We start from the raw sequence: 25866 nt of genomic DNA, 5'->3' as shown, positions 1-25866 counted from the left end.
TCCCTATAGCTTATTAAAAACGCGCGCCAGGCGGCCTTTACCGCTAATGCTAACCGGAGATTCATTGGCCGCAACGAAAGCCGACTCGCCCGGCTTGAGCACCAGACGCTGTTCTCCCTTATGCAGCACCGCTTCGCCTTCTACGCAGAACAGGATCGCCGCGCTCTCCTGCGCGATGGTCGTTTCTGTCTGGCTCAGGTCGTGCAGTGAGAAAGCAAAATCCTCAACCGGGATAGGGAAGTCCAGCTCTGCGCCGTTTTTCACCGGCTGAGTCAGCAGCTCGCCGGCCGGTTTCGCCACGAACTTCACATTGGCAACCAGCTCAGGAATATCGATATATTTCGGCGTCAGACCCGCGCGCAGCACGTTGTCGGAGTTGGCCATTACCTCCAGGGCGACACCCTGCAGATAGGCGTGAGGCGTTTCGGCAAACAGGAACATCGCTTCGCCCGGGTTCAGCTTCACCACGTTCAGCAGCAGCGGAGAGAACAGTCCGCTGTCGTCCGGGTAGAATTCGGAAATCAGGCGGATAGTCTCCCACGGTTCACCTTGCTGCGTGTTTAGCGCTGCTTTAAGCACCGCCAGCGCGTGCGATTTCTCTTCACCCTGCATGTTAAGCAGGCTGGCAAACAGCTGGCTCAGCGCGTCTGCGTTTTGGTTTTCGAGGAAGTGGGCGATAGCCTTGCTGGCACCCGCGACCGGTTGCAGCAGGGAAATGATCTCTGAAAACTCGCGGAACGCATTCATCGCCAGGAACGGGGTCAGCGCAAAGACCAGCTCCGGCTTATGGTTAGGATCTTTGTAGTTACGCTCGGCGGCATCTAACGGAATGCCTGCGGCGTTCTCTTTGGCGAAACCAATCTCAGAGGCTTTCTTGTTCGGGTGAACCTGAATGGAGAGCGGCTGGTCGGCGCACAGTACTTTAAACAGGAACGGCAACTCACCAAAACGGCTGGCAACCTTGTCGCCCAGCAGCGCGCCTTTATCGGCATCAATGACGTCGCGCAGAGCGCGAATCTGGCCGCTGGCATCTTCAATTTTTGAGCTGCTCTTCGGGTGCGCCCCCATCCACAGTTCTGCCATCGGCAGGTTGTTCGGGTTCGCGATACCGTAGAGATCCGTTAACGCAGTTTTACTTCCCCAGGCGTAGTTTTGCACTGAGTTAATGAGTTTTTGCATTATCAAGCCCTGATTCAAATGTGGAATTAACTCCGGGTATTAAAGCAATAAACCACGTGGAAGTAACCTGCGGATGTAAAAAGTCGTACTAGTCTCAGTTTTTGTTAAAAAATTGTGTAGGATAAGCTGACTCGCTTTTAAGCGGGCAGCGGAACATCTGCCCAAATAATCAGACTGAAGCAGTAAGTGAGAGAACAATGTCGAATAAACCCTTTCATTATCAGGATCCTTTCCCGCTGAGTAAGGATCAGACCGAGTATTACCTGTTAACCCGCGATCACGTTTCCGTCTCTGAGTTTGAAGGACAGGAGATCCTCAAGGTCGATCCGCAGGCGCTGACGCTGCTGGCGCAGCATGCGTTCCACGACGCTTCGTTTATGCTCCGTCCCGCGCATCAGCAGCAGGTTGCCGATATCCTGAGCGACCCGCAGGCCAGCGAGAACGATAAATACGTTGCCCTGCAGTTCCTGCGTAACTCAGACATCGCGGCGAAAGGTGTTCTGCCAACCTGCCAGGACACCGGCACGGCGATCATCGTCGGTAAAAAAGGCCAGCGCGTCTGGACCGGCGGCGGTGACGAAGCGGCGCTGGCGCACGGCGTCTACAACACCTACACCGAAGATAACCTGCGCTATTCGCAAAACGCGGCGCTGGATATGTACAAAGAGGTTAACACCGGTACCAACCTGCCTGCGCAGATTGACCTCTATACCGTAGACGGTGACGAGTACAAATTCCTCTGCATCGCCAAAGGCGGCGGTTCAGCCAACAAAACCTATCTTTATCAGGAAACCAAAGCGCTGCTCACCCCGGGCAAGCTGAAGAATTACCTGGTTGAGAAGATGCGCACCCTCGGCACCGCGGCGTGCCCGCCGTACCATATTGCCTTCGTGATCGGCGGTACCTCGGCTGAAAGCACGCTGAAGACCGTGAAACTGGCCTCAACGAAATACTACGATGGCCTGCCAACGGAAGGGAACGAGCACGGCCAGGCGTTCCGCGACGTGCAGCTTGAGCAAGAACTGCTGGAAGAAGCGCGTAATCTGGGCCTGGGTGCGCAGTTTGGCGGCAAATATTTTGCTCACGATGTACGCGTGATCCGTTTGCCGCGTCACGGCGCATCCTGCCCGGTCGGGATGGGCGTGTCCTGCTCTGCGGATCGCAACATCAAGGCCAAGATCAACCGCGAAGGTGTGTGGATCGAAAAACTGGAAAACAACCCAGGTAAGTACATTCCGGAAGAACTGCGTAAAGCAGGTGAGGGTGAAGCGGTTCGCGTTGATCTGAACCGTCCGATGAAAGAGATCCTGGCGCAGCTTTCACAGTATCCGGTGTCGACGCGTCTCTCCCTGAACGGCACGATTATCGTCGGACGCGACATTGCGCACGCGAAGCTGAAAGAGCGTCTGGACAACGGCGAAGGGCTGCCGCAGTACATTAAAGATCACCCGATCTACTACGCAGGCCCGGCGAAAACGCCAGAAGGGTATGCGTCCGGTTCGTTAGGCCCAACCACGGCAGGCCGTATGGACTCGTACGTTGACCAGCTGCAGGCCAACGGCGGCAGCATGATCATGCTGGCGAAAGGCAACCGCAGCCAGCAGGTGACGGACGCCTGCCACAAGCACGGCGGCTTCTACCTCGGCAGCATCGGCGGCCCGGCAGCCGTGCTGGCTCAGGGCAGCATCAAGAGCCTGGAGTGCGTGGAATACCCGGAACTGGGTATGGAAGCGATCTGGAAAATTGAGGTGGAAGATTTCCCGGCGTTTATCCTCGTGGATGACAAAGGTAACGACTTCTTCAAACAGATCCAGTCTTCCCAGTGTTCGGCGTGTGTGAAGTAAGCTAAAACTCTGCCGGGTAGCGTCAGCGCCACCCGGCATAATAAAGAGCGCACAAAGCGCCATACAGTAATTCAGAAGCCATCAATACTTATCTCTTAAGCATGTGAGCAATCCCATCTTTGTTATCAAGGAGAAAGTAATGACAACGCATCGTCGCGAAACAGATTCTATGGGCGCGATCGACGTCCCGGCCGACAAACTTTGGGGCGCACAAACCCAACGTTCGCTGGAACACTTCCGCATCTCAACTGAGAAAATGCCCGTTTCGCTGATTCAGGCGCTGGCACTGACGAAACGCGCTGCAGCCAAAGTGAATCAGGACTTAGGGTTGCTGGCTTCAGAAAAAGCCTCGGCCATCATCAGCGCGGCTGATGAGGTGCTGGCAGGCAAGCACCCTGATGAATTCCCTCTGGCCATCTGGCAGACCGGTTCCGGCACGCAAAGCAACATGAACATGAACGAAGTGCTGGCAAACCGCGCAAGCGAGCTGCTGGGCGGCGTGCGTGGTATGGAGCGTAAGGTTCACCCGAATGATGACGTGAACAAGAGCCAAAGTTCGAACGACGTGTTCCCGACGGCAATGCATGTGGCGGCGGTCATCGCTATTCGCGAGCAGCTTATCCCGCAGCTGAATGTGCTGAAAAAGACGCTAAACGAAAAAGCGCAGGCCTTCCGTGACATCGTCAAAATTGGCCGTACGCACCTGCAGGACGCCACGCCGCTGACGCTCGGCCAGGAGATTTCCGGCTGGGTCGCGATGCTGGAACATAACCTGAAGCATATTGAGTACAGCCTGCCGCATCTGGCGGAGCTGGCGCTCGGCGGGACGGCGGTCGGGACCGGGTTAAATACCCATCCTGAATACGCGGTGCGCGTGGCGGAGGAGCTGGCAAACATCACCGGGCAGCCGTTCGTTACGGCACCCAATAAGTTCGAAGCGCTGGCGACCTGCGATGCGCTGGTTCATACCCACGGCGCGCTGAAAGGGCTGGCGGCCTCGCTGATGAAAATTGCCAACGACGTACGCTGGCTGGCTTCGGGTCCGCGTTGCGGTATTGGTGAAATCAGCATCCCGGAAAACGAGCCGGGCAGCTCCATCATGCCGGGTAAAGTGAACCCGACCCAGTGCGAAGCCATGACTATGCTTTGCTGTCAGGTGATAGGCAACGACGTGGCCGTTAACATGGGAGGCGCATCCGGCAACTTCGAGCTGAACGTCTATCGTCCAATGGTGATCCACAACGTTCTGCAATCCATTCGGCTGCTGGCGGACGGGATGGAAAGCTTTAACGAGCACTGTGCGGTAGGTATTGAGCCAAACCGCGAGCGCATCAGCCAGTTGCTCAACGAGTCTTTGATGCTGGTGACGGCGCTCAATACCCATATCGGCTACGATAAAGCCGCCGAGATTGCCAAAAAAGCGCATAAAGAGGGGCTGACGCTGAAAGCCTCCGCCCTGGCGCTGGGCTACCTGACGGAGGCGGAGTTCGACGCCTGGGTTCGTCCGGAAGCGATGGTCGGCAGCCTGAAATAATCATCCCGCCACATACAGGTGCAGCCGCGGAATAATCAGCTGTAGCGGCTGCGCCTGAGGTCTGTAACGGTGCTGGATATTTTCAGCATCGTAATTCAGAAGTTCACCGATATCCGGCACGATAGCACCCTGATCGGCATCGTAAAGCGCAATCAGCGGTGTCGGACAGGCATACTGCACCTGTTTCTGTTGACCGGAATACCAGACGCGGGCGATAGGCTGGACCTTCACCGGGCGCTTTATTTTGAGGCGCGTGTCCGCCGGTAGCGAGGCGATGCTGTGATACTCCTGCTCCAGGCGTTCAATCCACTGTTCCCGCGACCACGGTGCCACGGTGCGCGGCGTCTTCAGACTTTTTTCCAGTTGCGCCAGAATCTCATCCTTGGTGAAGTTTTTAATGATGTGCTTATTGGCCCAGCCGAAGCGCAGCGTGGCGGGATGACGCAGTACCGTCAGCGTGCGGTAGGCATTCAGGGTAATCAATCCAGGAAGCTGACGATGCACCCACTCGAACCGGGCAGCAGGGGCCAGGCCTGACTCTTCGGTGATGATCTTTTCAAATGCCGCTTTCAGAGTGTTGATATACGTAATCTGACCTTCCAGCGCTTCACGCGTTGTCGCATCGGTTTGCAGGCAGATCACGCCAGGCAGACGAACAGCCGCCTTACTGCTGCGTTGTTCTGACTGCTGCTGAATAAAAAGGTGACGATAATGTTTTAATGCCAGTTCAAATGCGGCTTTGCCGATGTGCTGTTTCACGTCGATGGTATCCAGCGGATCGTGTTCAGCCCCTTTGGCTACATCCGGTAGGGTAAAGACGCGCGCGGCCAGCAGGCGGCAGGTTTGCAAGCGTTCTGTCAGCGTAAGTAATTCATGTTCTATTTCGCGAAAGGTGCTGTTGAGCCTTTCGATGAGATCGTAAGTCGCCATAAATATACTCATTAGTTACAACATACTTATCATATAGCACAGCACGCCGGGTCAGGCCAGCGTGCGGTTTAAGTCAGGCAGGAACGGGAAGGGCGATGTTATGGTATACCGGCCAGCTAAAGCAGAAGCGCGCGCCACCGAGTTCGCTCTCCTCGCAATGCACAGTTCCGCCCATCGCCTGTGCGATAGAGTAGACAATCGCCAGCCCCAGACCGCATCCGCCAGTGGCGCGATCGCGGCTGGGATCGAGACGCACAAACGGTTCAAACACCGTTTCTCGCGCTTCCGGGGCAATTCCCGGCCCGTCGTCTTCTACAGTCAGGCGGGCCTGATTGCCCTGTAAATCCAGCCCAATCTGCAATGTGCTTTCGCTGTACCGCATGGCGTTGTTGATCAAGTTGTCCAGCACGCGCTCCATCAGGCGCATATCCAGAGCACCATAATCACCCGAGGTAACGCGGGTCAACAGCGTGCGTTGTGGGTTCACGCTCTGGACATCATCAATGTGAGTTTGCAGCCAGTCAGGCAGATCCGGCGTGCTGAGGTTCAGCTCGTTCTGCGGGCGGTCGAGGCGCGCGTAGGTCAGCAGCTCCTCAATCAGCGCTTCAAGCTGGCCAATATCGCGATTCAGAGCCTGAGATTCCGCTTCCGTCAGATTCTCGCTCATCTCCAGACGATAGCGCAGGCGAACCAGCGGCGTTCGCAGCTCGTGTGCAATCCCGTCGATCAACTGCTTCTTACTGGCGATTAGGGCATTGATGTTATCTGCCATCTGGTTAAAGGCCACGCCCAGACGTTCAAAGCTGGAACCGCTGTCGAAGTGAATACGTTCGGTAAAATGTCCCTCGCCAAAACGCTGTGCGGCGGATTCCAGTTTCAGCATGTCCTGCCAGTGTGGCCGCATCCAGATAAAAACCGGAAACGCGAGTGAAATGGCGATAAAGGCCATCAGGGCCATATCCAGCAGACGCATCTGGTGGAGATAATAGAGGTAGGGCACCGGCCCGACGGCCAACACGTAGTGGCTGCGTGGAATACGCTGGATAAAGGTATATTTCTCATCCAGCGCGACAATGTCTCCGTCGCGAAGACGCTGCATGGCACGCGCGTCCAGATCGAAATCTTTCAACGGCTCAATGCGTAAATCAAACGACAGGTTCAGATCCAGCTCTTTCAGGGTTTTTGCCCAGTCGTGCGGTGGGATCTCTCTCAGCTCGCTGCGCATCAGATACAGCGAGCTTTTCATCAGGTCATCCAGCGACTGCCTGCCTGCACGTTCGGCAGTGAATTTATAGACCAGCCCGACCAGCATGGTCATCACCAGGAAGCAGACAAACAGCAGAAGATAAAACTGCACAAACAGCTTTTTCATTAACGATTCCGGATGATGAAATAATCAGGTTTCCCAGGCGTGCGGGGCAAACAGGTAGCCTTTGTTACGCACGGTTTTAATGCGGTACGGCTCGGTGGCGTTATCCTGCAGCTTTTTGCGCAGGCGCGATATCGCCACATCAACGCTGCGATCCATGCCGTCATAACTTACTCCGCGCAGGTTTTTCAGCAGCGCATCGCGATCCATGATTTGCCCGGCATGTGTTGCCAGCTCCCAAAGCAGGTCAAAATCTGCTGTCGAGAGCGCAATAAGCTCGTCGGAAAGCAGTACCTGACGGTTGATCGGATCAATGGAAAGCGTCCCAAAACGCATCGCTTTGTGCGGCGTCAGCGACGGAGCAGGCGCTTCGCGTTCAATGCTGGCGTGCTGGCGTAAATGAAGACGCAGGCGCGCGAGCAAAACGGCAGGCGGTGTGGTTTTCAGAATGTAGTCATTGGCACCCATCTCAAGCGACAAAATATGGTTCATATCGCTGTCCAGCGATGTGAGCAGGACAATAGGACCGTCCCAGCGGGCGCGCAGGTCGCGGCAGAGCGTCATGCCATCTTTTCCTGGCAACATGATATCCAGCAGTACCAGGTCCGGGTTTTCACGCACGACGACCTCTTCGGCGCGATCGCCACGAGGCTCAACAATGACGTCCATATCATGTTTACCCAGATAGGCGGCGATCAATTGCCCGACTTCGGGTTCGTCTTCAACATAAACAATCTTATTCATACAACGTCTGTTATCGTGAAAAATGTCAACATACACCGCAGAACCTTAACCTTCCATTAATCTTTCAAAATTAGCATCAGTTCCGTTATTCTGACTCATATTGTTACTTGATTGTTTCAGGAAAGAAAAAGTATGGGGCTGGTGATTAAAGCCGCGCTTGGGGCGCTGGTGGTGTTACTGATTGGCATTCTGGCAAAAACCAAAAATTATTATATTGCCGGGCTGATCCCACTCTTCCCGACTTTTGCGCTCATTGCGCACTATATTGTGGCCTCTGAACGGGGCACAGAAGCATTGCGAACGACCATCGTGTTTGGCATGTGGTCTATCATCCCGTATTTCCTCTACCTGTTATCGCTCTGGTATTTCACCGGTTTTCTGCGACTTCCCCTGGCGCTGAGCGGGGCAGTGGTCTGCTGGGGGCTCAGCGCCTGGGTGTTAATCTTCTTCTGGAGCCGTTTTCACTAGCGCAGTGGTCGGCCTCCGTCCACGGCAAAGGTTCTGCCGGTGACATAGCAACTGGTGAGCAGGTAATCCACAAGGTCAATCACCTCTTTTTCGCCTGGGGCGATTTTCATCAGCGACTTGTTCAGCGCCTGCTGGCGATACTCCGCATCATCGGTTTCGTTAAATAAAATCATTGCCGGAGCGATGGCATTTACCTTCACCTCGGGCGCGAGTTTGCGGGCAAACGAGCGCGTCATGTTATCCAGCGCGGCTTTACTGGCTGCATAGGCAATGTGCTTGTCGCTGCCACGCTCCACCACATAATCGGTGAAATGGATAATGTCACCCGCAGCATGCCCGTGGCCGCGCAGCAGATCCTGCAGCGCGTGATTAAGCAAATAGGGCGTATTAACGTGGATCTGTAACATGGCAGAGAGCGTTTCGCTGAGCGACGTGCCGGGCTTTTCGGCACACCAGGCACTGGCGTTATGGATAACGGCACGTAGCCCCGTCGTGGTGGACTTCACCTTATCCGCAAAGGCCAGAATGCCTTCATCGGTTGAAAAATCCGCCTGAATGCAGACAGCTCCTGCTTTCCGTAATCCTTCGACAGAGGGATATTCAGTACGATAACTGACGATGACCGGATGGCGAAGGTTGAGAAAATGATGGGCAAGGGCGAGGCCGATACGGCGGCCTCCACCGGTAATCAGTATTGGGTGAAGCTGTTCATTTCCCATCGTATTCTCCTTTACAGTTCAACAATGGGAAAGGCGATGCTATCCCATTAACATCCAGGTTGCCGGTAAAGCAGCAACCAGTAACAGTCCGATTAAGGCCATCTCGCGGCGTTTAAGTGCGTTTTCCAGCTGATGCGTGCGGCGTGCATAGATAAACACCAGCAAACCCGGTGCATATAACACTACAGACAGCAGCAAATGCATAGGCCCGGAAGCATACAACAACCACAGACCGTAAATACAGGCTCCTACACCCACAACATAGTGCGCCGGGCGTGTGGCGATTTTTAACAAATATGCGCCCACTAAGAAATAGGGTACCAGAATCATCTCGGAGGCGATGGTCAGCAGAGTGTTATAGTCAGAACCTGTGAGCCAGATCAGCACCAGACAGACCTGCACGCTGATGTTAGTCAGCCAGAGTGACGCGGACGGCGCACTGTTTTTGTTCTGACGAGCAAACAGGCGTGGAAACGCTTTGTGCGTGGAGGCCAGAAACGGGACTTCAGCGGCCATGATGGTCCAGCTCAGGTAAGCGCCACAGACGGAGATGATCAGCCCCGCAGCAATCACCACATCGCCCCAGGGACCGAGCATTTTCACCATCAGCCCTGCCATTGATGGGTTACGCATTCCGGCCAGCTCAGGACGTGCTACCACGCCCAGAGACAGCAGCGTCACCAGCAGATAGACCCCCAGCGCGGCCAGTACGGCCAGCAAAGTTGCACGGCCCACATCGCGTTTATTGCGTGCCCGGGCGGAAACCACGACCGCGCCTTCAACACCGATAAACACCCACAGGGTGATGAGCATCGTGTTTTTCACCTGCTCCCAGACAGGTACGCCCAGCGCAACGCCGGTGAAATCGAGCTTAAATACGTCCATACGGAACGCAATAAAGGCCAGCACGATAAACAGACCAAGCGGGACCAGCTTCGCGAGGGTTGCCACGAGGTTAATACTGGCTGCTGTTTGTACGCCACGTAAAACCAGCCAGTGAACGAACCACAGCAGTACCGAGGCACCCACAATAGACTGCCAGGTGTTACCATCGCCAAAGAGACGCAGCTCAGGCGTGTCGGTAAAGAAACTCAGCGCCGAGAAGACGATCACCAGATAGGAGACGTTGGCGATAACCGCGCATAACCAGTATCCCCATGCGGAGCAGAAGCCAATCAGCTCACCAAAACCTTCACGTGCATAGGTGAAAATACCGCCGTCCAGATCCGGTCGGATGCGGGTCAGCAGCAACATTGCGAACGCCAGCAGCAATATCCCAACGCCGGTGATACCCCAGCCAATGAGGAGTGCGGCTGGGCTAGCCACCGCCGCCATGTTCTGCGGTAAACTGAATACGCCCGCACCCAGCATTGAGCTTAAAACGAGTGCAGTCAGAGCACTCAGGCCAAGTTTCTTTTCCATTGGCTTCCTGTTATGAAAAGTCCAAATCCAGAATAATTATTTCGCACAGGCGCATAAAAATGGTGGATCACACTAAGGCGCGGGATTTTACGGAGTGTAACGAAAGCATGCAATGACGTGTGGCAGAAATTCAAAAAAAGTAACAAAAAAAGGCGGCATTGCGCCGCCTTTGATCAATGATTTTGTTACTTGTAGAGATCGGCGCTGATCGTCACGTTGTTGCCACGTTCCTGCCACTGGCGGGTGATGTGGTAGTATTTCGCCCCTTTCTTCGCCGCACGCTTCGCGACCTGATAAGAGACTTCCGTCATGTTGCCGTAGTTGCCGGTAAACTTGATGCTGTCGAACGGCACCATCTGCGCAGCAGTGGCGTTGTTCAGCTCTTCAATTTTGGTACCGTCTGGCAGCGTCACGGAATAACGGCCACCTTTCGTGGATTGCGTTTCGAAGAAACGACCCACTTCAGCGCTTGGTGCAGCAGATGTTGCTACGCCAGGGATTTCAACTTTCTTCGCTGCCTCACCGCCTTTTGCGATTGCCGCGCGGCCTGCTTCGGAATCAGCCGGGATAACATCCGGACTTTGCAGAACACGTTTTTTCGCATCTTCTTTATAGATGAACGCGGTAATGCGCTGGTTGCCGCCCTGGTTAGCATCTACCTGACGCACGATATAGAAAGAGTATGCACCTTTCTCTTTCGCCGCTTTGGTGATGGCATCGTTCACTTCAGGCTGGCTGCGATAGAAGCCCTGAACGGTGACGGTGTCATAAGGTTCCAATGCGATCGCTTGATCTTTTGGCAGTTCAACGATGCCATTAATCACGCGATTTTTCGGTGCATCAGCTTTCGGTGCATTGTCTTTGAACAGCGCAATCGTTACGCGCTGATTACCGCTGTTGCCATAATCAGACTGGTCAACGACGTAAAACGAGGCCGCACCATTTTTATCGGCGGCTTTTGATGCGGCGGCGACGGCATCGCCAATGGAATTGTAACGACCCACAATGACCGTATGGTCAAAAGGTTTTAACGCTGCCGCTTGCTCCGGCGTTAACTCTGTTGCGGCATTCGCAGACAGGGCGGTCGCACAGAGAAGTGCGGACGCCAGGAGTGTGTTCTTAAGCTTCATAAAAATAATCCTTCGCCTTGCGCAAACCATGTACTGGTATTGTTGTTAATTTGAGACGGTCCCGATTATGGCATTTTAAACCTGTCGCTGTCTGCGGCATTTTTCACTGCCAGTGCTTACTGAATCACCGAATTCGATAACATTTAGTGATATGTTGAAAAAACAGACGTTTGACAAGTAAAACTGATAAAGCTTATGACTTTCACAAGTTAATTTAATGTTAATAACTTGTTCTCTTATGGCGCTATATCATGTTTTTACCGCTTCGCTTGCGCGATTTATCGGCTTCGACGATGAATTTAAGGTAAATATCACTGTCAGTGACGCCGATCGCTTATTTTTCACAGATAAAGTAAGAAATAGTGTTTTCTGGCGGTAGATCACGGGCGCTATTTTCAGTAGGTTATAGACAGTTTGTTACTGTTTTATTTTCCGGGGTTAATCATATCTCGTCGCTATTGTGATGGCGAAAATTGATACAAACCACGGGCATTTATCGACAAACCATCATCAAAAACCGATGGAAGGGAAAACTATGCGTATTGGGGTACCAAAAGAACGGTTAGCCAATGAAACCCGCGTAGCGGCAACACCGAAAACGGTGGAGCAACTGCTTAAACTGGGTTTTACCGTCGCGGTTGAAAGCGGCGCAGGCAAACTGGCGAGTTTCGATGACGAAGCCTTCATCCAGGCTGGCGCGGAAGTGGTGGACAGTGCTGAAGTCTGGCAGTCACCGGTGATTCTGAAGGTGAACGCACCGGAATTGAGTGAGATTGCGCTGCTCAATCCAGGTACGACGCTGGTGAGTTTCATCTGGCCTGCGCAAAATCCTGAGCTGATGGAGAAGCTGGCGGCACGTGGCGTGACCGTGATGGCCATGGATTCTGTGCCGCGTATTTCGCGTGCCCAGTCGCTGGATGCCTTAAGCTCCATGGCAAACATTGCCGGCTACCGCGCCATTGTTGAAGCGGCCCACGAATTTGGTCGCTTCTTTACCGGTCAAATCACTGCGGCGGGTAAAGTCCCTCCGGCGAAGGTGATGGTGATTGGCGCGGGCGTTGCGGGTCTTGCTGCAATCGGTGCAGCAAATAGCCTGGGGGCTATCGTGCGCGCGTTTGACACCCGTCCTGAGGTTAAGGAACAGGTTCAAAGTATGGGTGCCGAATTCCTTGAGCTGGACTTCAAGGAAGAAGCAGGCAGCGGCGATGGTTACGCGAAGGTCATGTCTGAAGCCTTTATCAAAGCGGAAATGGAACTCTTCGCCGCCCAGGCGAAAGATGTCGATATTATTGTCACCACTGCGCTTATCCCGGGTAAACCCGCGCCGAAGCTGATCACCCGTGAAATGGTAGATTCCATGAAGCCGGGCAGCGTAATTGTCGACCTGGCGGCGCAAAACGGCGGTAACTGTGAATATACCGTCCCGAATCAGGTGACCACGACCGCGAACGGCGTGAAGGTGATCGGTTATACCGATCTGCCAGGCCGTCTGCCAACGCAGTCTTCTCAGCTGTACGGCACCAACCTCGTTAACCTGCTGAAACTGCTCTGCAAAGAGAAAGACGGCAACGTCACCGTTGATTTCGACGATGTGGTCGTACGTGGCGTTACCGTGGTTCGTGAAGGTGAAATCACCTGGCCTGCGCCACCTATTCAGGTTTCTGCTCAGCCTCAGGCTGCACCGAAAGCGGCGCCAGAACCTAAAGAACCCGCCAAACCCGCTTCTCCATGGCGCAAATACGCGATCATGGCGCTGGCGATTATTCTGTTCGGCTGGCTGGCTAACGTTGCACCGAAAGAGTTCCTTGGCCACTTTACCGTCTTCGCGCTCTCCTGCGTGGTGGGTTACTACGTGGTGTGGAACGTTTCCCATGCCTTGCATACGCCACTGATGTCGGTCACCAACGCCATCTCGGGGATTATCGTGGTTGGGGCGTTACTGCAGATTGGTCACGGCGGCTGGATCAGCTTCCTGAGCTTTGTTGCGGTGTTGATCGCCAGTATCAATATTTTCGGTGGTTTCACCGTGACTCAGCGCATGCTGAAAATGTTTCGTAAAGGCTAAGGGGTAGCATATGTCTGGAGGATTAGTGACAGCCGCATACATTGTTGCTGCAATCCTGTTTATTTTCAGTCTGGCGGGGCTTTCCAAACACGAAACGTCTCAGCAGGGTAATAACTTTGGTATCGCCGGGATGGCGATTGCACTGATTGCCACCATCTTTGGGCCGGACACCGGCAACGTTGCGTGGATCCTGGTGGCGATGATCATCGGTGGTGCGATTGGTATTCGTCTGGCGAAACGCGTTGAAATGACCGAGATGCCGGAGCTGGTTGCGATTCTGCACAGCTTTGTCGGTCTGGCGGCGGTGCTGGTAGGCTTCAACAGCTACCTGTACCACACCCCGGGTCTGGAACCGATTCTGGTGAACATCCACCTGACGGAAGTGTTCCTCGGAATCTTCATCGGTGCGGTCACCTTCACCGGCTCCATTGTTGCGTTCGGTAAACTGCGCGGGAAGATCTCGTCTAAACCGCTGATGCTGCCAAACCGTCATAAGCTGAACCTGGCGGCGCTGGTGGTGTCGTTTGTGCTGCTGGTGGTCTTCGTGCGTACCGAAAGCGTGGGTCTGCAGGTACTGGCGTTGCTGGTGATGACCATCATTGCGCTGGCATTCGGCTGGCACCTGGTAGCCTCCATCGGTGGTGCGGATATGCCAGTGGTTGTCTCCATGCTGAACTCCTACTCCGGTTGGGCGGCTGCGGCGGCAGGTTTTATGCTGAGCAACGACCTGCTGATCGTCACCGGTGCGCTGGTGGGTTCTTCCGGTGCGATCCTGTCTTACATCATGTGTAAGGCGATGAACCGCTCGTTCATCAGCGTTATCGCCGGTGGGTTTGGTTCTGATGGTTCCTCGACGGGTTCTGACGAAGAAGTGGGTGAGCACCGCGAGATTAACGCGGAAGATACTGCTGATATGCTGAAAAACTCGCATTCAGTCATTATCACCCCAGGCTATGGCATGGCGGTAGCACAGGCTCAGTATCCGGTCGCGGAGATCACTGAGAAGCTGCGCGCGCGCGGGATCAAGGTTCGCTTTGGTATTCACCCGGTGGCAGGGCGTCTGCCAGGTCACATGAACGTACTGCTGGCGGAAGCGAAAGTGCCTTACGACATCGTGCTGGAAATGGACGAGATCAACGATGATTTCGCCGAGACCGACACCGTGCTGGTCATCGGTGCTAACGACACCGTTAACCCGGCGGCGCAGGACGATCCGCGTAGCCCAATCGCCGGTATGCCGGTTCTGGAAGTGTGGAAGGCGCAGAACGTCATTGTCTTCAAACGCTCCATGAACACTGGCTATGCCGGGGTTCAGAACCCGCTGTTCTTCAAAGAGAACACCCATATGCTGTTTGGCGACGCCAAAGCCAGCGTGGATGCTATTCTGAAAGCGCTGTAAGTTGTACTAAATGAAAAAGCCGCCAATTCTGGCGGCTTTTTTATCCCCAAACGCTGTTTAATCGTCTTCCGGGTCGTCCATCTCAACCGGCGTCTGGTACTCATCCGGTTTAATGACCAGCAGGTCACAACGCAGATGGTCGATCACCTGTTCGGCGGTATTGCCGAGGAATGCGGCAGAAATACCGGTTCGACCAATGGTGCCCAGCACGACAATCCCGGCCTGCAAATGTTCGGCTAAATCCGGGATAACCTCTTCAGGCAACCCTTTTTCCACGTGGGTCATTTTCTCATCAATGCTGAATTTCTGGCGCAGCGCTTTCATGGCCAACAGGTGCTGACCACGGATGGCGTCGTTATACACGCTCGGGTCAAATTCAGGCAGTTCAATGGCGATATTGATCGGCGTCACCGGATACGCGCCAACCAGATGCACTTCGGTGTGGTTGACCTGTTCAGCGAGCTGGATTGTCTCCTTAACCAGCTTCTCGTTCAGCGCATTGTGGTAATCCTCTTCGCTGGCGAGATTGACTGCCACGACGGCCTTACCGCCTTCAGGCCACGGCTGGTCTTTCACCATCCAGACCGGGCAAGGGCATTTACGCAGCAGATGCCAGTCGGTAGGGGTGAAGATCACGGATTCCAGCTTGTCGTGCTGGTGCGCCATCTTCAGCAGCAGGTCATGCTCACCGGCAACGACTTCCTGGATAATGGCTTCGAAAGGTCGGTTATGCCAGACCACCTTAATATCAATAGGAACTCCCGCTTCCAGGTAATACTTCGCCTGTTCGCGGATCCACGCGGTACGCTGGCTGATCACTCCCTGACGCATAGCGGTGCGCTCGTCAGGCGACAGAAGGGTGGTCATCTCATATGAGAAGTCATAGATCGGCAAAAACGCTTTGATTTTGCCGCCAATCCGTTGATGTAAATACACAGCACGTCGTAATGCCGGCTGATCGTCCTGATTCGGATCGATAGCTACCAGCATGTTTTGATACTTTGCCATACAGGTCTCCTTACTACTGTCACCACAGTCTGTAATTAAAAGAGTAACCTATATATCCTGAATGAAACAGGGGGGAGGTTTTGCCAGATCAATAATTCATGAAAAATTATCAGAGGAAAAGAACGGTCGTTGTCACCGCAATAAATGCAATAAACAGCAACACCATCACTGCTATCGCAAAGGTCGTGGAATCCTGAACGTAGGTTTTTTCCTCCCCCTTCATCGGGCCGACAAGCATGATCCAGATGAAGATAAAGGTCACTGAGGCAATCACGACTGAAACGAAAAATAAACTTTCTCTCAATTCATAACCTCAACGAGAACCTTTTGGGCGCTGTGTGGGGACGTGCTACGGTGAAAATGTCAGATAACGGAAGTGTTAATATGCCAGACCAATAAATCAAGAAAATTTATTGGTCTGGCAATATACATATGGGCTTTATGCCACGTTACGGGCGTGCCCGGCAAGAACGGCCAGTGCTTCGCCGTTTTCGATCGTGATGTATTTACCCTTAACAGCCAGCATACCGCTTTTCTGGAAACGGCCCAGCAGACGGCTGATGGTTTCCACGGTCAGGCCCAGGTAGTTGCCGATATCGCCACGCGTCATGGTCAGACGGAATTCGCGTGGAGAGAAACCACGCTCAGCGAAGCGACGGGAGAGGTTGTAGATAAACGCAGCCAGGCGCTCTTCTGCATTCTTTTTGGAAAGCAGCAGGATCATGTCCTGATCGCCTTTGATCTCACCGCTCATCAGGCGCATCATCTGCTGGCGCAAATTAGGCATTTTTCCGGACAGGTCATCCAGAGTTTCAAACGGGATTTCGCAAACCATAGAGGTTTCGAGTGCCTGAGCAAAGCTCGGGTGGTGGCCAGTGCCGATGGCATCAAAGCCAACCAGGTCACCCGCCAGATGGAAGCCGGTGATCTGCTCATCACCCTGTTCGGTGATGGTGTAGCTCTTGATGGTGCCAGAACGGATAGCATAGAGCGATTTCAGTTCGTCTCCCGCTTTAAACAGCGTCTGCCCTTTCTGAATAGGCTTTTTGCGCTCGATGATATTATCAAGCTGATCAAGTTCATGCTCATTCAGGGTAAACGGGATACAGAGCTGGCTGATGCTGCAATCCTGGCAATGGATAGCACAACCGCCAGACTGAATGCGTCGTATAATTCGCTTTTCCGGGATCATAGGTTTGCTCAAGCCTTAATTGATATTGGTCAATTTTAACATCTTTTTGGTAAGTACGTAAGCCTGGCAAACTCTCAATAAGAACAAGAGACGGCAATGTGCTGCCATCTCCTTGAAATTCCACAGCTTGATTATGGATTTTTAGCCTAACCGGTAGAAAATTAAGCACAAAAAGCCTGGGATTTACAGCAGAAGATACCCTTCGTGACGCAGTAACCACTCTTTGCGCTGTACGCCTCCGGCATACCCCGTCATGGTGCCGTTGCGGCCAATCACTCGATGGCAGGGCACCACGATGCTGACCGGGTTGGAGCCATTCGCGGCACCCACTGCGCGTGCCGCCCCGGCGCGGCCTAACTGCTCCGCGAGCTGGCCATAATGCATGACCTGTCCGCACGGGATAGTCCGCAGCGCTTGCCACACTTCGCGCTGGAACGGTGTTCCGGCCGTGGCGGTGGGTAGGGTGTCGATGCTGCTGAGATCGCCCTCAAAGTACGCCGCAAGCTTGTCGCTCAGTCCACCAGGGTTGGTGGCACTGATACGTTCATACCCCTGTGAGCGGTAATGAATATCGAGCAGATCTTCCATGCGATCGCTGTGCTCTTCCCACTCAACGGCACGCAGACAAAACTGCTCGTCCGCGATCACCCACAGCGGCCCAAGCGGCGTCGCAATCTTATCTTCGAGTAATCTCAGCATCCTCGTTCCTTTAGTTCAGCCTCGGGTAGATCCCCGGTCCAATTGGCAGGCCGACAAGATACCACGCCACCAGCATGACCAGCCATACTCCTAAAAAGATAAGCGGGTAGGGCAAAACCAGCGAATAGTAGGTACCCAGTTTGGCTTCAGGTTTATAGCGCTGCAGGAAGCCTAAAAACAGCGGAACAAACGGTGATACCGGCGCCAGCGGGATGACGGAGGAGTCAGCGATGCGGAACAGAATCTGGGCAAATGCCGGGTGGAACCCCAGCATCATAAACATCGGCACGAATATCGGGGCCAGAATTGACCAGATGGCCGATCCGCTGGCGATGAACATGCACAGCAGGGATGACAGTAGCGCCAGACCGACAAACGCCGGGACGCCGCTTAACCCGGCAGCCTCCAGCGCGTCGGTCAGGCCGACGGCCATAAATTTGCCCATGTTGCTCCAGTTAAACATGGCGACGAACTGAGCCAGCGGGAAAACCATCACGATAAAGCCCGCCATCTCTTTCATCGGCTCGATCATCAGCTGCGGCAGATCGCCCTGACGGCGAATCTTGCCGGTAGCGATGCCGTAGGCGAGCGAAACGACAAAGAAAAACAGAATAATCAGCGGCACAATACCCTGAATAAAGGGTGAGGGAAGTACGGTATGTTTGACCGGATCGCGCAGAATACCGCTTTCCGGCACCACCATTAGCGCCACCAGGGCGATAAAGGCCAGCGAGACCACGCCCGCCACGCGCAGGCCGAAGCGCTGTTCTTTGCTCAGGGTTTCCAGCTTTTCATCGCTGCGACCTTCCCATTTTCCCAGACGCGGTTCGATGATCTTATCGGTTATCAGCCCGCCGACAATCGTCAGGACAATGACCGAGCTTGCCATAAAGTACCAGTTATCGATGACGCTGACATGCATCGCGGGGTCGATAGTTTTCGCCGCCTCCGTACTGATGCCAGAGAGCAGTACGTCGGTAGTGACAATCAGCAGATTGGCGGTAAAACCGCACCCGACACCCGCAATTGCCGACAGCAGACCCGCTACAGGGTGACGTCCGACTGCGAGGAAAATCAGCGCGCCCATGGGCGGCATAATGACCAGCGCAGCATCGGAAGAGATATGGCTGAAGAAGGCGATAAACAGCACCATATAGCTGGCGTAACGTGCGCTGACGTGAGAGGCCATTTTCACCATCAGGGCCGGTAACAGTCCTACGCGCTCCGCGAGCCCTGCACCCAGAACCAGCGCCAGAATGGCACCAAGCGGGGCGAAACCGCTGAAGTTTTTGATGACGTTGGGTAAAAACCAGTGCAACCCTTCCACGCTGAGCAGGTTTTTTACCGCCACCAGGCTGCCGTCAGCCGGACTTCGCACGCTGACGCCGAAGGCGGAGAGCACGGCAGTGGCGACCATTAAAATCAGAATCAGATAGATAAACAGCAGGAAAGGGTGCGGTACTTTATTGCCGATCCTTTCAACCCAGCCATAGAGCTTACCGGATGGGGAATGCGAAGGTATGGATGACATACTCATGGGCGTTCCTCGTGACTATTGTGTTGTTGTGTTGTGTTTTTTTATTTTAAAGGTGACGGTGTCACATCTTGTGGGATCGGACACACGTACGGTTTTTCTTGTATTTGTTGTTCGAACTCTTCCCGGCATTTTTTCAGCAGTTCTGCATCCTGCAGCAGATTTAGCGCGGTAGCCCCCATCACTTTTCCGGCCAGCAGCATGCCTTTATGGGCAATGGAGGTACGCCCCTGAGCGACCAGTTGCCAGGTGTGCAGCGGCGTGCCGACGGTAAAGCAGGGGCTGAAGCACTGGGCGACCGGCATTTTCCAGCTGACGTCGCCCACGTCGGTTGAACCCGCCAGCACGTTGTCAGTAATGGCATACGGTGCGACGTCGTCCACCAGCAACGTCTCCTGGTGGCGGCGGGCAAAGGCTTTACCGGCTTCCCCGCCTGTTGCAGCAATATTTTTCAGACTGTTTTGCAGATCGTTTGGCGTCAGCGTGGCGCGGATCTCGCGGGCAAAATCGCGCTCTTCGGTGGTCCATTCGGGCGTACCGTAGTGCTGCATTGCGCGATACATCGCCGCCTCGAGCGTACGGTTCGGCAGGTAGCTGGAGCAGGCTTTATCAAAGCGACACTCGACGGTGGTTTCGGTCATCATCGCTGCGCCCTGAGCGATTTTCCCAATGCGTTCATAGATTTGTTGTGCGTCGGCCATCTCCGGGGCGCGGATCAGGTACAACACTTCGGCCTGCGCCTGCACCACGTTGGGTGAAATGCCCCCGGTATCGGTAATGGCGTAATGGACGCGCGCTTTTTCGATGATGTGTTCGTTAAGGAAGTTGGTGCCAGTAGTCATCAGTGTCACGGCGTCCAGCGCGCTGCGTCCAAGATGGGGAGAGTTGGCCGCATGCGCCGCCACGCCGTGAAAACGCCAGGCGGCCTGAATGTTGGCCAGCGTACTGACGTTAAACATGCCATCAAACGCGTCCGGGTGCCAGGTGACGGCGGCATCGACGTCATCAAACAGACCCTCACGCACCATAAAGGTTTTTCCGGAGCCGCCTTCTTCACCGGGGCAGCCGTAAAAACGCACTGTTCCGCTACCACGGTGTTGTTCCAGCCAGCTTTTTACCGCCATTGCCCCCGCAAATGCTGCGGTACCTAAGAGATTATGCCCGCAGCCGTGGCCGTTAGCTCCCGGCGTGGCGGATTGCGCTGCTGCACAGTGCGCCTGCTGGCTTAAGCCGGCCAGCGCGTCGTATTCGCCCAGCAGAGCGATAACCGGTTTCCCGCTGCCGAAGCTGGCGATAAAGGCATTCGGAATGCCACCCGCTTCACGGGTTAGCGTGAAGCCTTCGGCCTCCAGCGCACTGGCGAGCCGTTCAGCTGACCAGAACTCTTCAAAACGCGTTTCGGGATGATCCCAAATCTCGTCGGCAATATCGGTTAACATCCGACATCGCGTGTCGATCGCATCGGCAATAAAAGCGTAGTTCTCCTGCATCACACACCTCGCGTCCACGGGAAATTAAGCGCAGTCCGCGCCAGCGTTTCGATGGCAACAGCCATTATCTGCTCATCAAAGTCGAATTTTTCATTGTGATGTCCGGCGCTCAAATTCGTGCCAAACACCATATATGACGCCATGCCGCCGTTCTGCTGCACGCGGGCCATCATTAACGTGGCGTCTTCGGAACCCGCCGGGGCTTTAACGTTATCAATGGCATGCACCACGCCGGACACCTGGCCTGCCTGCTCGCGCAGATAATCGACCCAGGCGGGGGTGGGGGCGCTGGAGGTGGCGGCTCCCATCAGGCGTATCTCGGCCGTCACGCCATAGAGTGCCGCCGCGCCGGTAATAACAGACTGTGCCCGTTCAAAGACATACTGATTAATGGCTTCGCTTTCGCCGCGGGTTTCAACCTTGATCATCGCATTGGCAGGCACCACGTTGCGTCCGCTGCCCGCCTGCATTACCCCAACGTTCACCCGGGATGCACCTTCGCTGTGCGGTGCAATGCTGTGCAGGGCGATGGCGGCTTGCGCCGCGGCGAGCAGAGCGTTACGCCCGTCCTCCGGTTTACCGCCTGCGTGTGCGGCAACGCCGGTAAAGTTCACGTCGAACTTGGTCGTCGCCATAAAGTTATCGCTGCCGCAGACAACCGTACCGGCAGGCACGCCGGTACCAATATGGATGGCCGTGAAATAGTCCACGTCGTCCAGCGCTCCGGCAGCGACCATGGCGCGTGCGCCGCGCGTCCCTTCTTCGGCAGGCTGGAAGATCAGTTTGAGGGTACCATTGAGTTGTGATTCACTCTGCTTAAGCACCTGTGCCAGTCCCAGACCAATGGTGGTATGGCCGTCGTGCGCGCAGGCGTGCATCATCCCAGGATTGCAGGAGGCAAATCCGTCGCGATACGGGCGGTGGCTGTCGTCGAGCGCTTCACTTAAATCAAGGGCATCCATGTCCACGCGAAACGCCAGAGTCGGCCCTGGTCGGCCGGTATTGAGGGTCGCTACAATCCCGGTAAATCCGCCTTCAAACGGCGCGAGCCATTTCTCAGGCGCGCCTTGTGCACGGGCTCGGTCAAACTCCCGCGCAAGGGTGGCGTCATCAGGCAGCCCCATACGGCTTTCGGCATCCACTACGTCGCGGCCCATCGCCAGTTCGTAACCCATTGAGTCAAGGATTTCCGCGACCTTCGCGGCGGTACGAAACTCCACCCAGCCGGATTCTGCAAAATGGTGAAAATCGCGACGCCATGCCCTTAGCTGCGGCGTTAATGTCTGGATGTATTGCGCCAGTGTGTCCATATCTGTTCCTGTTATCATTAAAATATGTGAACTGCTTCACGATGTGATAGTTTTTACTTATCACTAACCGTTTTTTCACAGTTTTAACCGTTCAGGAATTACCCTCGCACATCCCTTTCTATTAAAGTAGATGACAGTTTCTTTACTCTGATAAACAACGGTTATCGGTCGGGCTATGTCATTTCAGATTAAATTTCATCAAATCCGGGCGTTTGTTGAAGTCGCGCGCCAGGGCAGTATTCGTGGTGCCAGCAGGGCGCTCAATCTGTCACAACCGGCGCTGACCAAATCCATCAAAGAGCTGGAAGAAGGCATGGCGGCGCAGCTTTTTGTGCGCAGGAGTAAGGGCGTGGCGTTGACCGAATGTGGCGAAGGTTTTTACCCGCGCGCCAGGCTGATTCTGGAAGAGTTACGTGCGGCGCAGGATGACATTCGCCAGCGGCAGGGGGAACTGGCCGGGCAAATCAACATTGGGATGGGGGCCAGTGTTTCACGCAGCCTCATGCCCGCCGTCATCACCCGCTTTCATGCGCAGCACCCGCAGGTCAAAGTCCGGATTATGGAAGGGCAACTGGTGTCGATGATCAATGAACTACGCCAGGGGGAACTGGACTTTACCATCAACACCTATTATCAGGGACCTTACGACCATGAATTTACGTTTGAAAAGCTGTTCGAAAAACCGTTTGCGGTATTTTGCCGGAAAGGGCATCCGGCGACAGGAGCAACCTCTATTAATGAACTTTTGCATTATAACTGGACAATGCCGACGCCACGGGGAAGTTATTATAAGCAATTAGAGGATGTATTTAACCATCGCTCACAAATACCGCGGATTGGTGTGGTCTGTGAAACGTTTACTTCCTGTATTAGCCTTGTCGCGCAAAGTGATTTTTTAAGTATATTGCCACTGGAACTGGGCTGTGACCCGCTGCTGGCGCACCGTCTGGTCATGATCCCGGTTATCGAGTCGCTTCCAAAAGCGGCATATTATTTAGTTCAGCGCCGTGATTCACGTCAGACGCCTCTTGCCGAATCGTTAATAACGCAATTCAGAAGAGAAGTGAGAAAAATAGTTGTAGAGTGAAGTTTATATAATAAAAAAAAACAGGGTCTGCCCGACATCAGACAGACCCTACAGTACACACAGCAGTGCGTCCTTTCGCAGATCCTGAGTGTTATATCCATGGGGCAGGTTTATTTAGTTATAACACCTTTCCTGAAAATTGAAAGGCGGGTGAGTGATTGATTTCACGAATTTTTAACACAAATCACTTATTTTATCTTTGCTAAAATTTTAGTTAAGTGTGATTTAAGTCTGTGGGGGGATTATTATATCTATTCATCAGGTTAATATTTATACCATACCTCGCGGTATAACGGTTATTGAGGCCCCTGTCTGGCACAGGTATAGTACAGTCCTCAGATGTAGCCGGAGGATATCCATGAACCCTGACGACAAATCCTTTTTTCTTGACGCCATGGAGGATGTCCAGCCCCTGAAGCGCAGCCCGGATATTCACTGGCAGCCAAGCCGCAATACGCGGTCGCGCCAGGAGATGGATACCGAACAGTTGGATAACTTCCTGACCCTGGGCTTTCTGGAACTTCTGCCCCTTGAAGAGGCGCTGGCGTTCCAGCGCGAAGGGGTGCAGCAGGGCGTTATTGATAAGCTACGCACGGGTAAATATGCCCGCCAGGCCAGCTTAAATCTCTTACGTCAGCCCGCCGAACGCTGCCGTCAGATGCTGTATTCTTTTATTCGCCAGGCCGGACGTGACGGGTTACGTAACCTGATCATCATTCACGGGAAAGGGCGTGAGCAGAACTCCCATCCTAATGTGGTGCGCAGCTATCTGGCGCGCTGGTTAACCGAGTTTGAGGAAGTGCAGGCTTTCTGCGTGGCGCTGCCGCATCACGGCGGCAGCGGGGCATGTTATGTTTCGCTACGAAAATCCGATGAAGCGAAACAGGAAAACTGGGAGCGGCACGCCAAGCGCAGCCGCTAGCGGGCGATAGCCTCGCCCGCCATAGACTTAGAACGTTTCCCAGTTGCTGTCGGTAGAGGCGGTTGTCGTTGCCGGACGCAGCAACTGCGGTGTCTTCACATTGGCCGGGCGCGGGGCTGCGACTTTTTCTTTGCCGTTCAGACGAAATGCCGCCACTGCCTGGCGCAGCTGTTCAGACTGATCTTCCAGCGCCGCCGCCGCCGTGGCGGACTCCTGCACCAGCGCGGCGTTTTGCTGTGTCACACTGTCCATCTGTGAAACGGCCAGGCTTACCTGTTCGATACCACGGCTCTGTTCATCGGATGCCGACGAAATCTCACCCATAATATCGGTCACACGGGTAACGGCAGCGACAATCTCTTTCATGGTGGTGCCTGCTTCGCTAACCTGCTCAGAACCGGTATTCACCCGGCTGACGGAGTTTTCGATAAGCCCTTTGATCTCTTTCGCCGCCTGCGCACTGCGGCTCGCCAGCGTACGGACTTCGCCTGCCACAACCGCAAAACCACGACCCTGCTCCCCGGCACGAGCAGCTTCCACCGCTGCGTTAAGTGCCAGAATGTTCGTCTGAAAAGCGATGCTGTCAATCACGCCGGTAATGTGCGCAATTTGCTGCGAACTGTCAGCAATTTCGGTCATGGTGCGAACAACGTTATCCACCACGTGACCGCCACGGGCTGCGGTTTCAGAGGCGTTTTTCGCCAGTAGCGTAGCCTGACGGGCGTTATCGGAGTTCTGTTTAACCGTTGCGGTCAGTTCTTCCATGCTGGCGGCGGTCTCCTCGAGCGAGGAGGCCTGCTGCTCGGTGCGGGCGGAAAGATCGTTGCTGCCTGCGGCAATTTCGCCAGCGCCGGTGTAGATGGAGTCAGTGCTCCCACGTACGGCGCTGACGGTGGTCACCAGCGACTGCTGCATATCCTGCAGACCTGCGGCCAGTTGACCCATCTCATTGCGACCCGTGATGACGATATCCTGCGTCAGATCGCCGCCCGCAATCGCGCGAATATGGTTCATAATGGTGTTGAGGGGTTTTAACAGCAGATGTTGTAAGCCCTGCCAGATCACTACCAGTACCGCGATAACGGCCAGCAAAATAGCCGCCAGCGTCCATTGCATTTGGGTAAAGCTGCTCTGGTTCTCTTCCGTTGCGGCCTTCAGCAGGGTGTTGTTTTCGGCACGCCAGCGGTTATAGACCGCTTCCATATCGTCCTGGGCCTGTTGAGCGTCCAGATCGCCATAGGCCTGGTAGTTATCGGCACGCAGGTACTCAATCGATAAACGCATCACTTCGTGCATCTGGTTCCAGGACTTCTGCATTTCGTCGGTTAATGCCGCATCCTGACCCTTAACCTGCGGCAGTTTCTGCCACTCTTTGTTGTAGGCTTCGGCTTTTGCCAGCGAGTCGCCTGCGGTGCCAAGCAGTTTGTTTATCGCCGCAAGGGAAGCCGGGTCACGCTGGTTTTTCAGGTAGCGGATCGCCACGCGGGTGACGGTGACGCGGGTTTTCACCAGCGTGTTCACGCTGTCGCTCAGACTCTCCTGTTGGGCATTGAGCACCCCGGAGTTCTGGAAGTTATGGCGATCGTTGCTGACAGCAGAGTAGAACAACCCTCCCGTGACAACTTGCAACAGACAGAATATGGTGAGGGCAAAGATAATACCGGTAATCACGTGCAGGTTTTTCAGCATAGCGGTCGTCCGTTAGAGAAAATGCAGGGGTACTCCAATACTATCGTCGTAGAGAATTTAAACTTTAATTTAACTCGCGCTTAACCAAGGGTTCTCTCAGGGAACCTGTTGTAAATCCGGATCATTTTTATG

22 protein-coding genes are annotated in these 25866 nt (G+C 54.4%); 7 read left to right on the top strand and 15 right to left on the bottom strand.

Annotated features, from left to right (window positions below; genetic code table 11):
* Positions 1 to 3 precede the first annotated feature (3 nt).
* Positions 4 to 1179, bottom strand: a complete 1176-nt coding sequence (manA, locus tag AC0XWG_RS20135) for a mannose-6-phosphate isomerase (RefSeq protein ID WP_128347946.1) — start codon at positions 1177 to 1179, stop codon at positions 4 to 6.
* A 197-nt stretch (positions 1180 to 1376) separates the two neighbouring features.
* On the opposite strand from manA, the gene fumA reads away from it, so the two are divergent.
* Together fumA and fumC are read left to right on the top strand one after the other, a co-directional pair.
* The gene (gene fumA, locus AC0XWG_RS20130; RefSeq protein ID WP_028017321.1) at positions 1377 to 3023 is read left to right on the top strand and encodes a class I fumarate hydratase FumA; all 1647 of its coding nucleotides are present in this window, start codon (positions 1377 to 1379) and stop codon (positions 3021 to 3023) included.
* Positions 3024 to 3162: 139 nt separating this feature from the next.
* A complete protein-coding gene (gene fumC, locus AC0XWG_RS20125; protein ID WP_128347945.1) occupies positions 3163 to 4557 on the top strand; it encodes a class II fumarate hydratase in 1395 nt (464 codons plus the stop codon).
* Here fumC and tus read toward each other — a convergent pair whose 3' ends face one another.
* The 3 genes from tus to rstA all read right to left on the bottom strand — a co-directional run bounded on the left by tus (position 4558) and on the right by rstA (position 7600).
* A complete protein-coding gene (gene tus, locus AC0XWG_RS20120; protein WP_128347944.1) occupies positions 4558 to 5487 on the bottom strand; it encodes a DNA replication terminus site-binding protein in 930 nt (309 codons plus the stop codon).
* 73 nt (positions 5488 to 5560) lie between these two features.
* Positions 5561 to 6859, bottom strand: coding sequence for a two-component system sensor histidine kinase RstB (rstB, locus tag AC0XWG_RS20115; protein ID WP_128347943.1), 1299 nt, complete (start codon positions 6857 to 6859; stop codon positions 5561 to 5563).
* Positions 6860 to 6883: 24 nt separating this feature from the next.
* On the bottom strand, positions 6884 to 7600 hold the full coding sequence (rstA, locus tag AC0XWG_RS20110) for a two-component system response regulator RstA (protein WP_028017325.1): 717 nt from the start codon (positions 7598 to 7600) through the stop codon (positions 6884 to 6886).
* Positions 7601 to 7732: 132 nt separating this feature from the next.
* On the opposite strand from rstA, the gene AC0XWG_RS20105 reads away from it, so the two are divergent.
* Positions 7733 to 8068 (top strand): GlpM family protein, encoded by a 336-nt coding sequence (locus AC0XWG_RS20105; RefSeq protein WP_028017326.1) that lies wholly within the window; start codon positions 7733 to 7735, stop codon positions 8066 to 8068.
* On the opposite strand, the gene folM is transcribed toward AC0XWG_RS20105, so the two are convergent.
* From folM to ydgH, 3 genes are all read right to left on the bottom strand, one after another.
* Positions 8065 to 8787: a dihydromonapterin reductase gene (folM, locus tag AC0XWG_RS20100; protein WP_049006290.1), complete on the bottom strand. Its 723-nt coding sequence runs from the start codon at positions 8785 to 8787 to the stop codon at positions 8065 to 8067. The two genes, AC0XWG_RS20105 and folM, sit on opposite strands and share 4 nt — an antisense overlap.
* Positions 8788 to 8826: 39 nt before the next feature.
* Entirely contained in the window at positions 8827 to 10209 is a 1383-nt protein-coding gene (locus AC0XWG_RS20095) for an amino acid permease (RefSeq protein WP_028017328.1), read from the bottom strand.
* 185 nt (positions 10210 to 10394) lie between these two features.
* Positions 10395 to 11339, bottom strand: a complete 945-nt coding sequence (gene ydgH, locus AC0XWG_RS20090; RefSeq protein WP_028017329.1) for a DUF1471 family protein YdgH — start codon at positions 11337 to 11339, stop codon at positions 10395 to 10397.
* A gap of 535 nt (positions 11340 to 11874) precedes the next feature.
* Here ydgH and pntA point away from each other — a divergent pair.
* Complete coding sequence (pntA, locus tag AC0XWG_RS20085) at positions 11875 to 13404, top strand: Re/Si-specific NAD(P)(+) transhydrogenase subunit alpha (RefSeq protein WP_128347942.1); 1530 nt, start codon at positions 11875 to 11877, stop codon at positions 13402 to 13404.
* 10 nt (positions 13405 to 13414) lie between these two features.
* Positions 13415 to 14803 (top strand): Re/Si-specific NAD(P)(+) transhydrogenase subunit beta, encoded by a 1389-nt coding sequence (gene pntB, locus AC0XWG_RS20080; protein WP_028017331.1) that lies wholly within the window; start codon positions 13415 to 13417, stop codon positions 14801 to 14803.
* 57 nt (positions 14804 to 14860) lie between these two features.
* On the opposite strand, the gene uspE is transcribed toward pntB, so the two are convergent.
* From uspE to AC0XWG_RS20045, 7 genes are all read right to left on the bottom strand, one after another.
* A complete protein-coding gene (gene uspE / locus AC0XWG_RS20075) occupies positions 14861 to 15811 on the bottom strand; it encodes a universal stress protein UspE (RefSeq protein ID WP_028017332.1) in 951 nt (316 codons plus the stop codon).
* 109 nt (positions 15812 to 15920) lie between these two features.
* Complete coding sequence (locus AC0XWG_RS20070; protein ID WP_008500541.1) at positions 15921 to 16115, bottom strand: hypothetical protein; 195 nt, start codon at positions 16113 to 16115, stop codon at positions 15921 to 15923.
* 135 nt (positions 16116 to 16250) lie between these two features.
* Positions 16251 to 17003, bottom strand: coding sequence for a fumarate/nitrate reduction transcriptional regulator Fnr (fnr, locus tag AC0XWG_RS20065; RefSeq protein WP_006174991.1), 753 nt, complete (start codon positions 17001 to 17003; stop codon positions 16251 to 16253).
* Between the two features lie 183 nt (positions 17004 to 17186).
* Positions 17187 to 17702: a methylated-DNA--[protein]-cysteine S-methyltransferase gene (ogt, locus tag AC0XWG_RS20060; protein ID WP_049006287.1), complete on the bottom strand. Its 516-nt coding sequence runs from the start codon at positions 17700 to 17702 to the stop codon at positions 17187 to 17189.
* Positions 17703 to 17712: 10 nt separating this feature from the next.
* The gene (gene abgT, locus AC0XWG_RS20055) at positions 17713 to 19239 is read right to left on the bottom strand and encodes a p-aminobenzoyl-glutamate transporter (protein WP_128347941.1); all 1527 of its coding nucleotides are present in this window, start codon (positions 19237 to 19239) and stop codon (positions 17713 to 17715) included.
* A gap of 41 nt (positions 19240 to 19280) precedes the next feature.
* Positions 19281 to 20726 (bottom strand): M20 family metallopeptidase, encoded by a 1446-nt coding sequence (locus tag AC0XWG_RS20050; RefSeq protein ID WP_475680985.1) that lies wholly within the window; start codon positions 20724 to 20726, stop codon positions 19281 to 19283.
* A complete protein-coding gene (locus AC0XWG_RS20045; protein ID WP_128347939.1) occupies positions 20726 to 22036 on the bottom strand; it encodes a M20 family metallo-hydrolase in 1311 nt (436 codons plus the stop codon). The genes AC0XWG_RS20050 and AC0XWG_RS20045 overlap by 1 nt, the downstream gene beginning before the upstream one ends.
* Before the next feature lie 175 nt (positions 22037 to 22211).
* Between AC0XWG_RS20045 and AC0XWG_RS20040 the strand changes: the two genes are divergently transcribed.
* Complete coding sequence (locus AC0XWG_RS20040; RefSeq protein WP_475680984.1) at positions 22212 to 23123, top strand: LysR family transcriptional regulator; 912 nt, start codon at positions 22212 to 22214, stop codon at positions 23121 to 23123.
* Between the two features lie 358 nt (positions 23124 to 23481).
* On the top strand, positions 23482 to 24045 hold the full coding sequence (smrA, locus tag AC0XWG_RS20035) for a DNA endonuclease SmrA (protein WP_028017338.1): 564 nt from the start codon (positions 23482 to 23484) through the stop codon (positions 24043 to 24045).
* A gap of 27 nt (positions 24046 to 24072) precedes the next feature.
* On the opposite strand, the gene tcp is transcribed toward smrA, so the two are convergent.
* Entirely contained in the window at positions 24073 to 25734 is a 1662-nt protein-coding gene (tcp, locus tag AC0XWG_RS20030; RefSeq protein WP_028017339.1) for a methyl-accepting chemotaxis citrate transducer, read from the bottom strand.
* Positions 25735 to 25866 lie beyond the last annotated feature (132 nt).

The sequence above is a fragment of the Enterobacter sp. DVT3837 genome, assembly GCF_056238685.1.
This window is presented reverse-complemented; position numbering and strand designations above follow the sequence as displayed.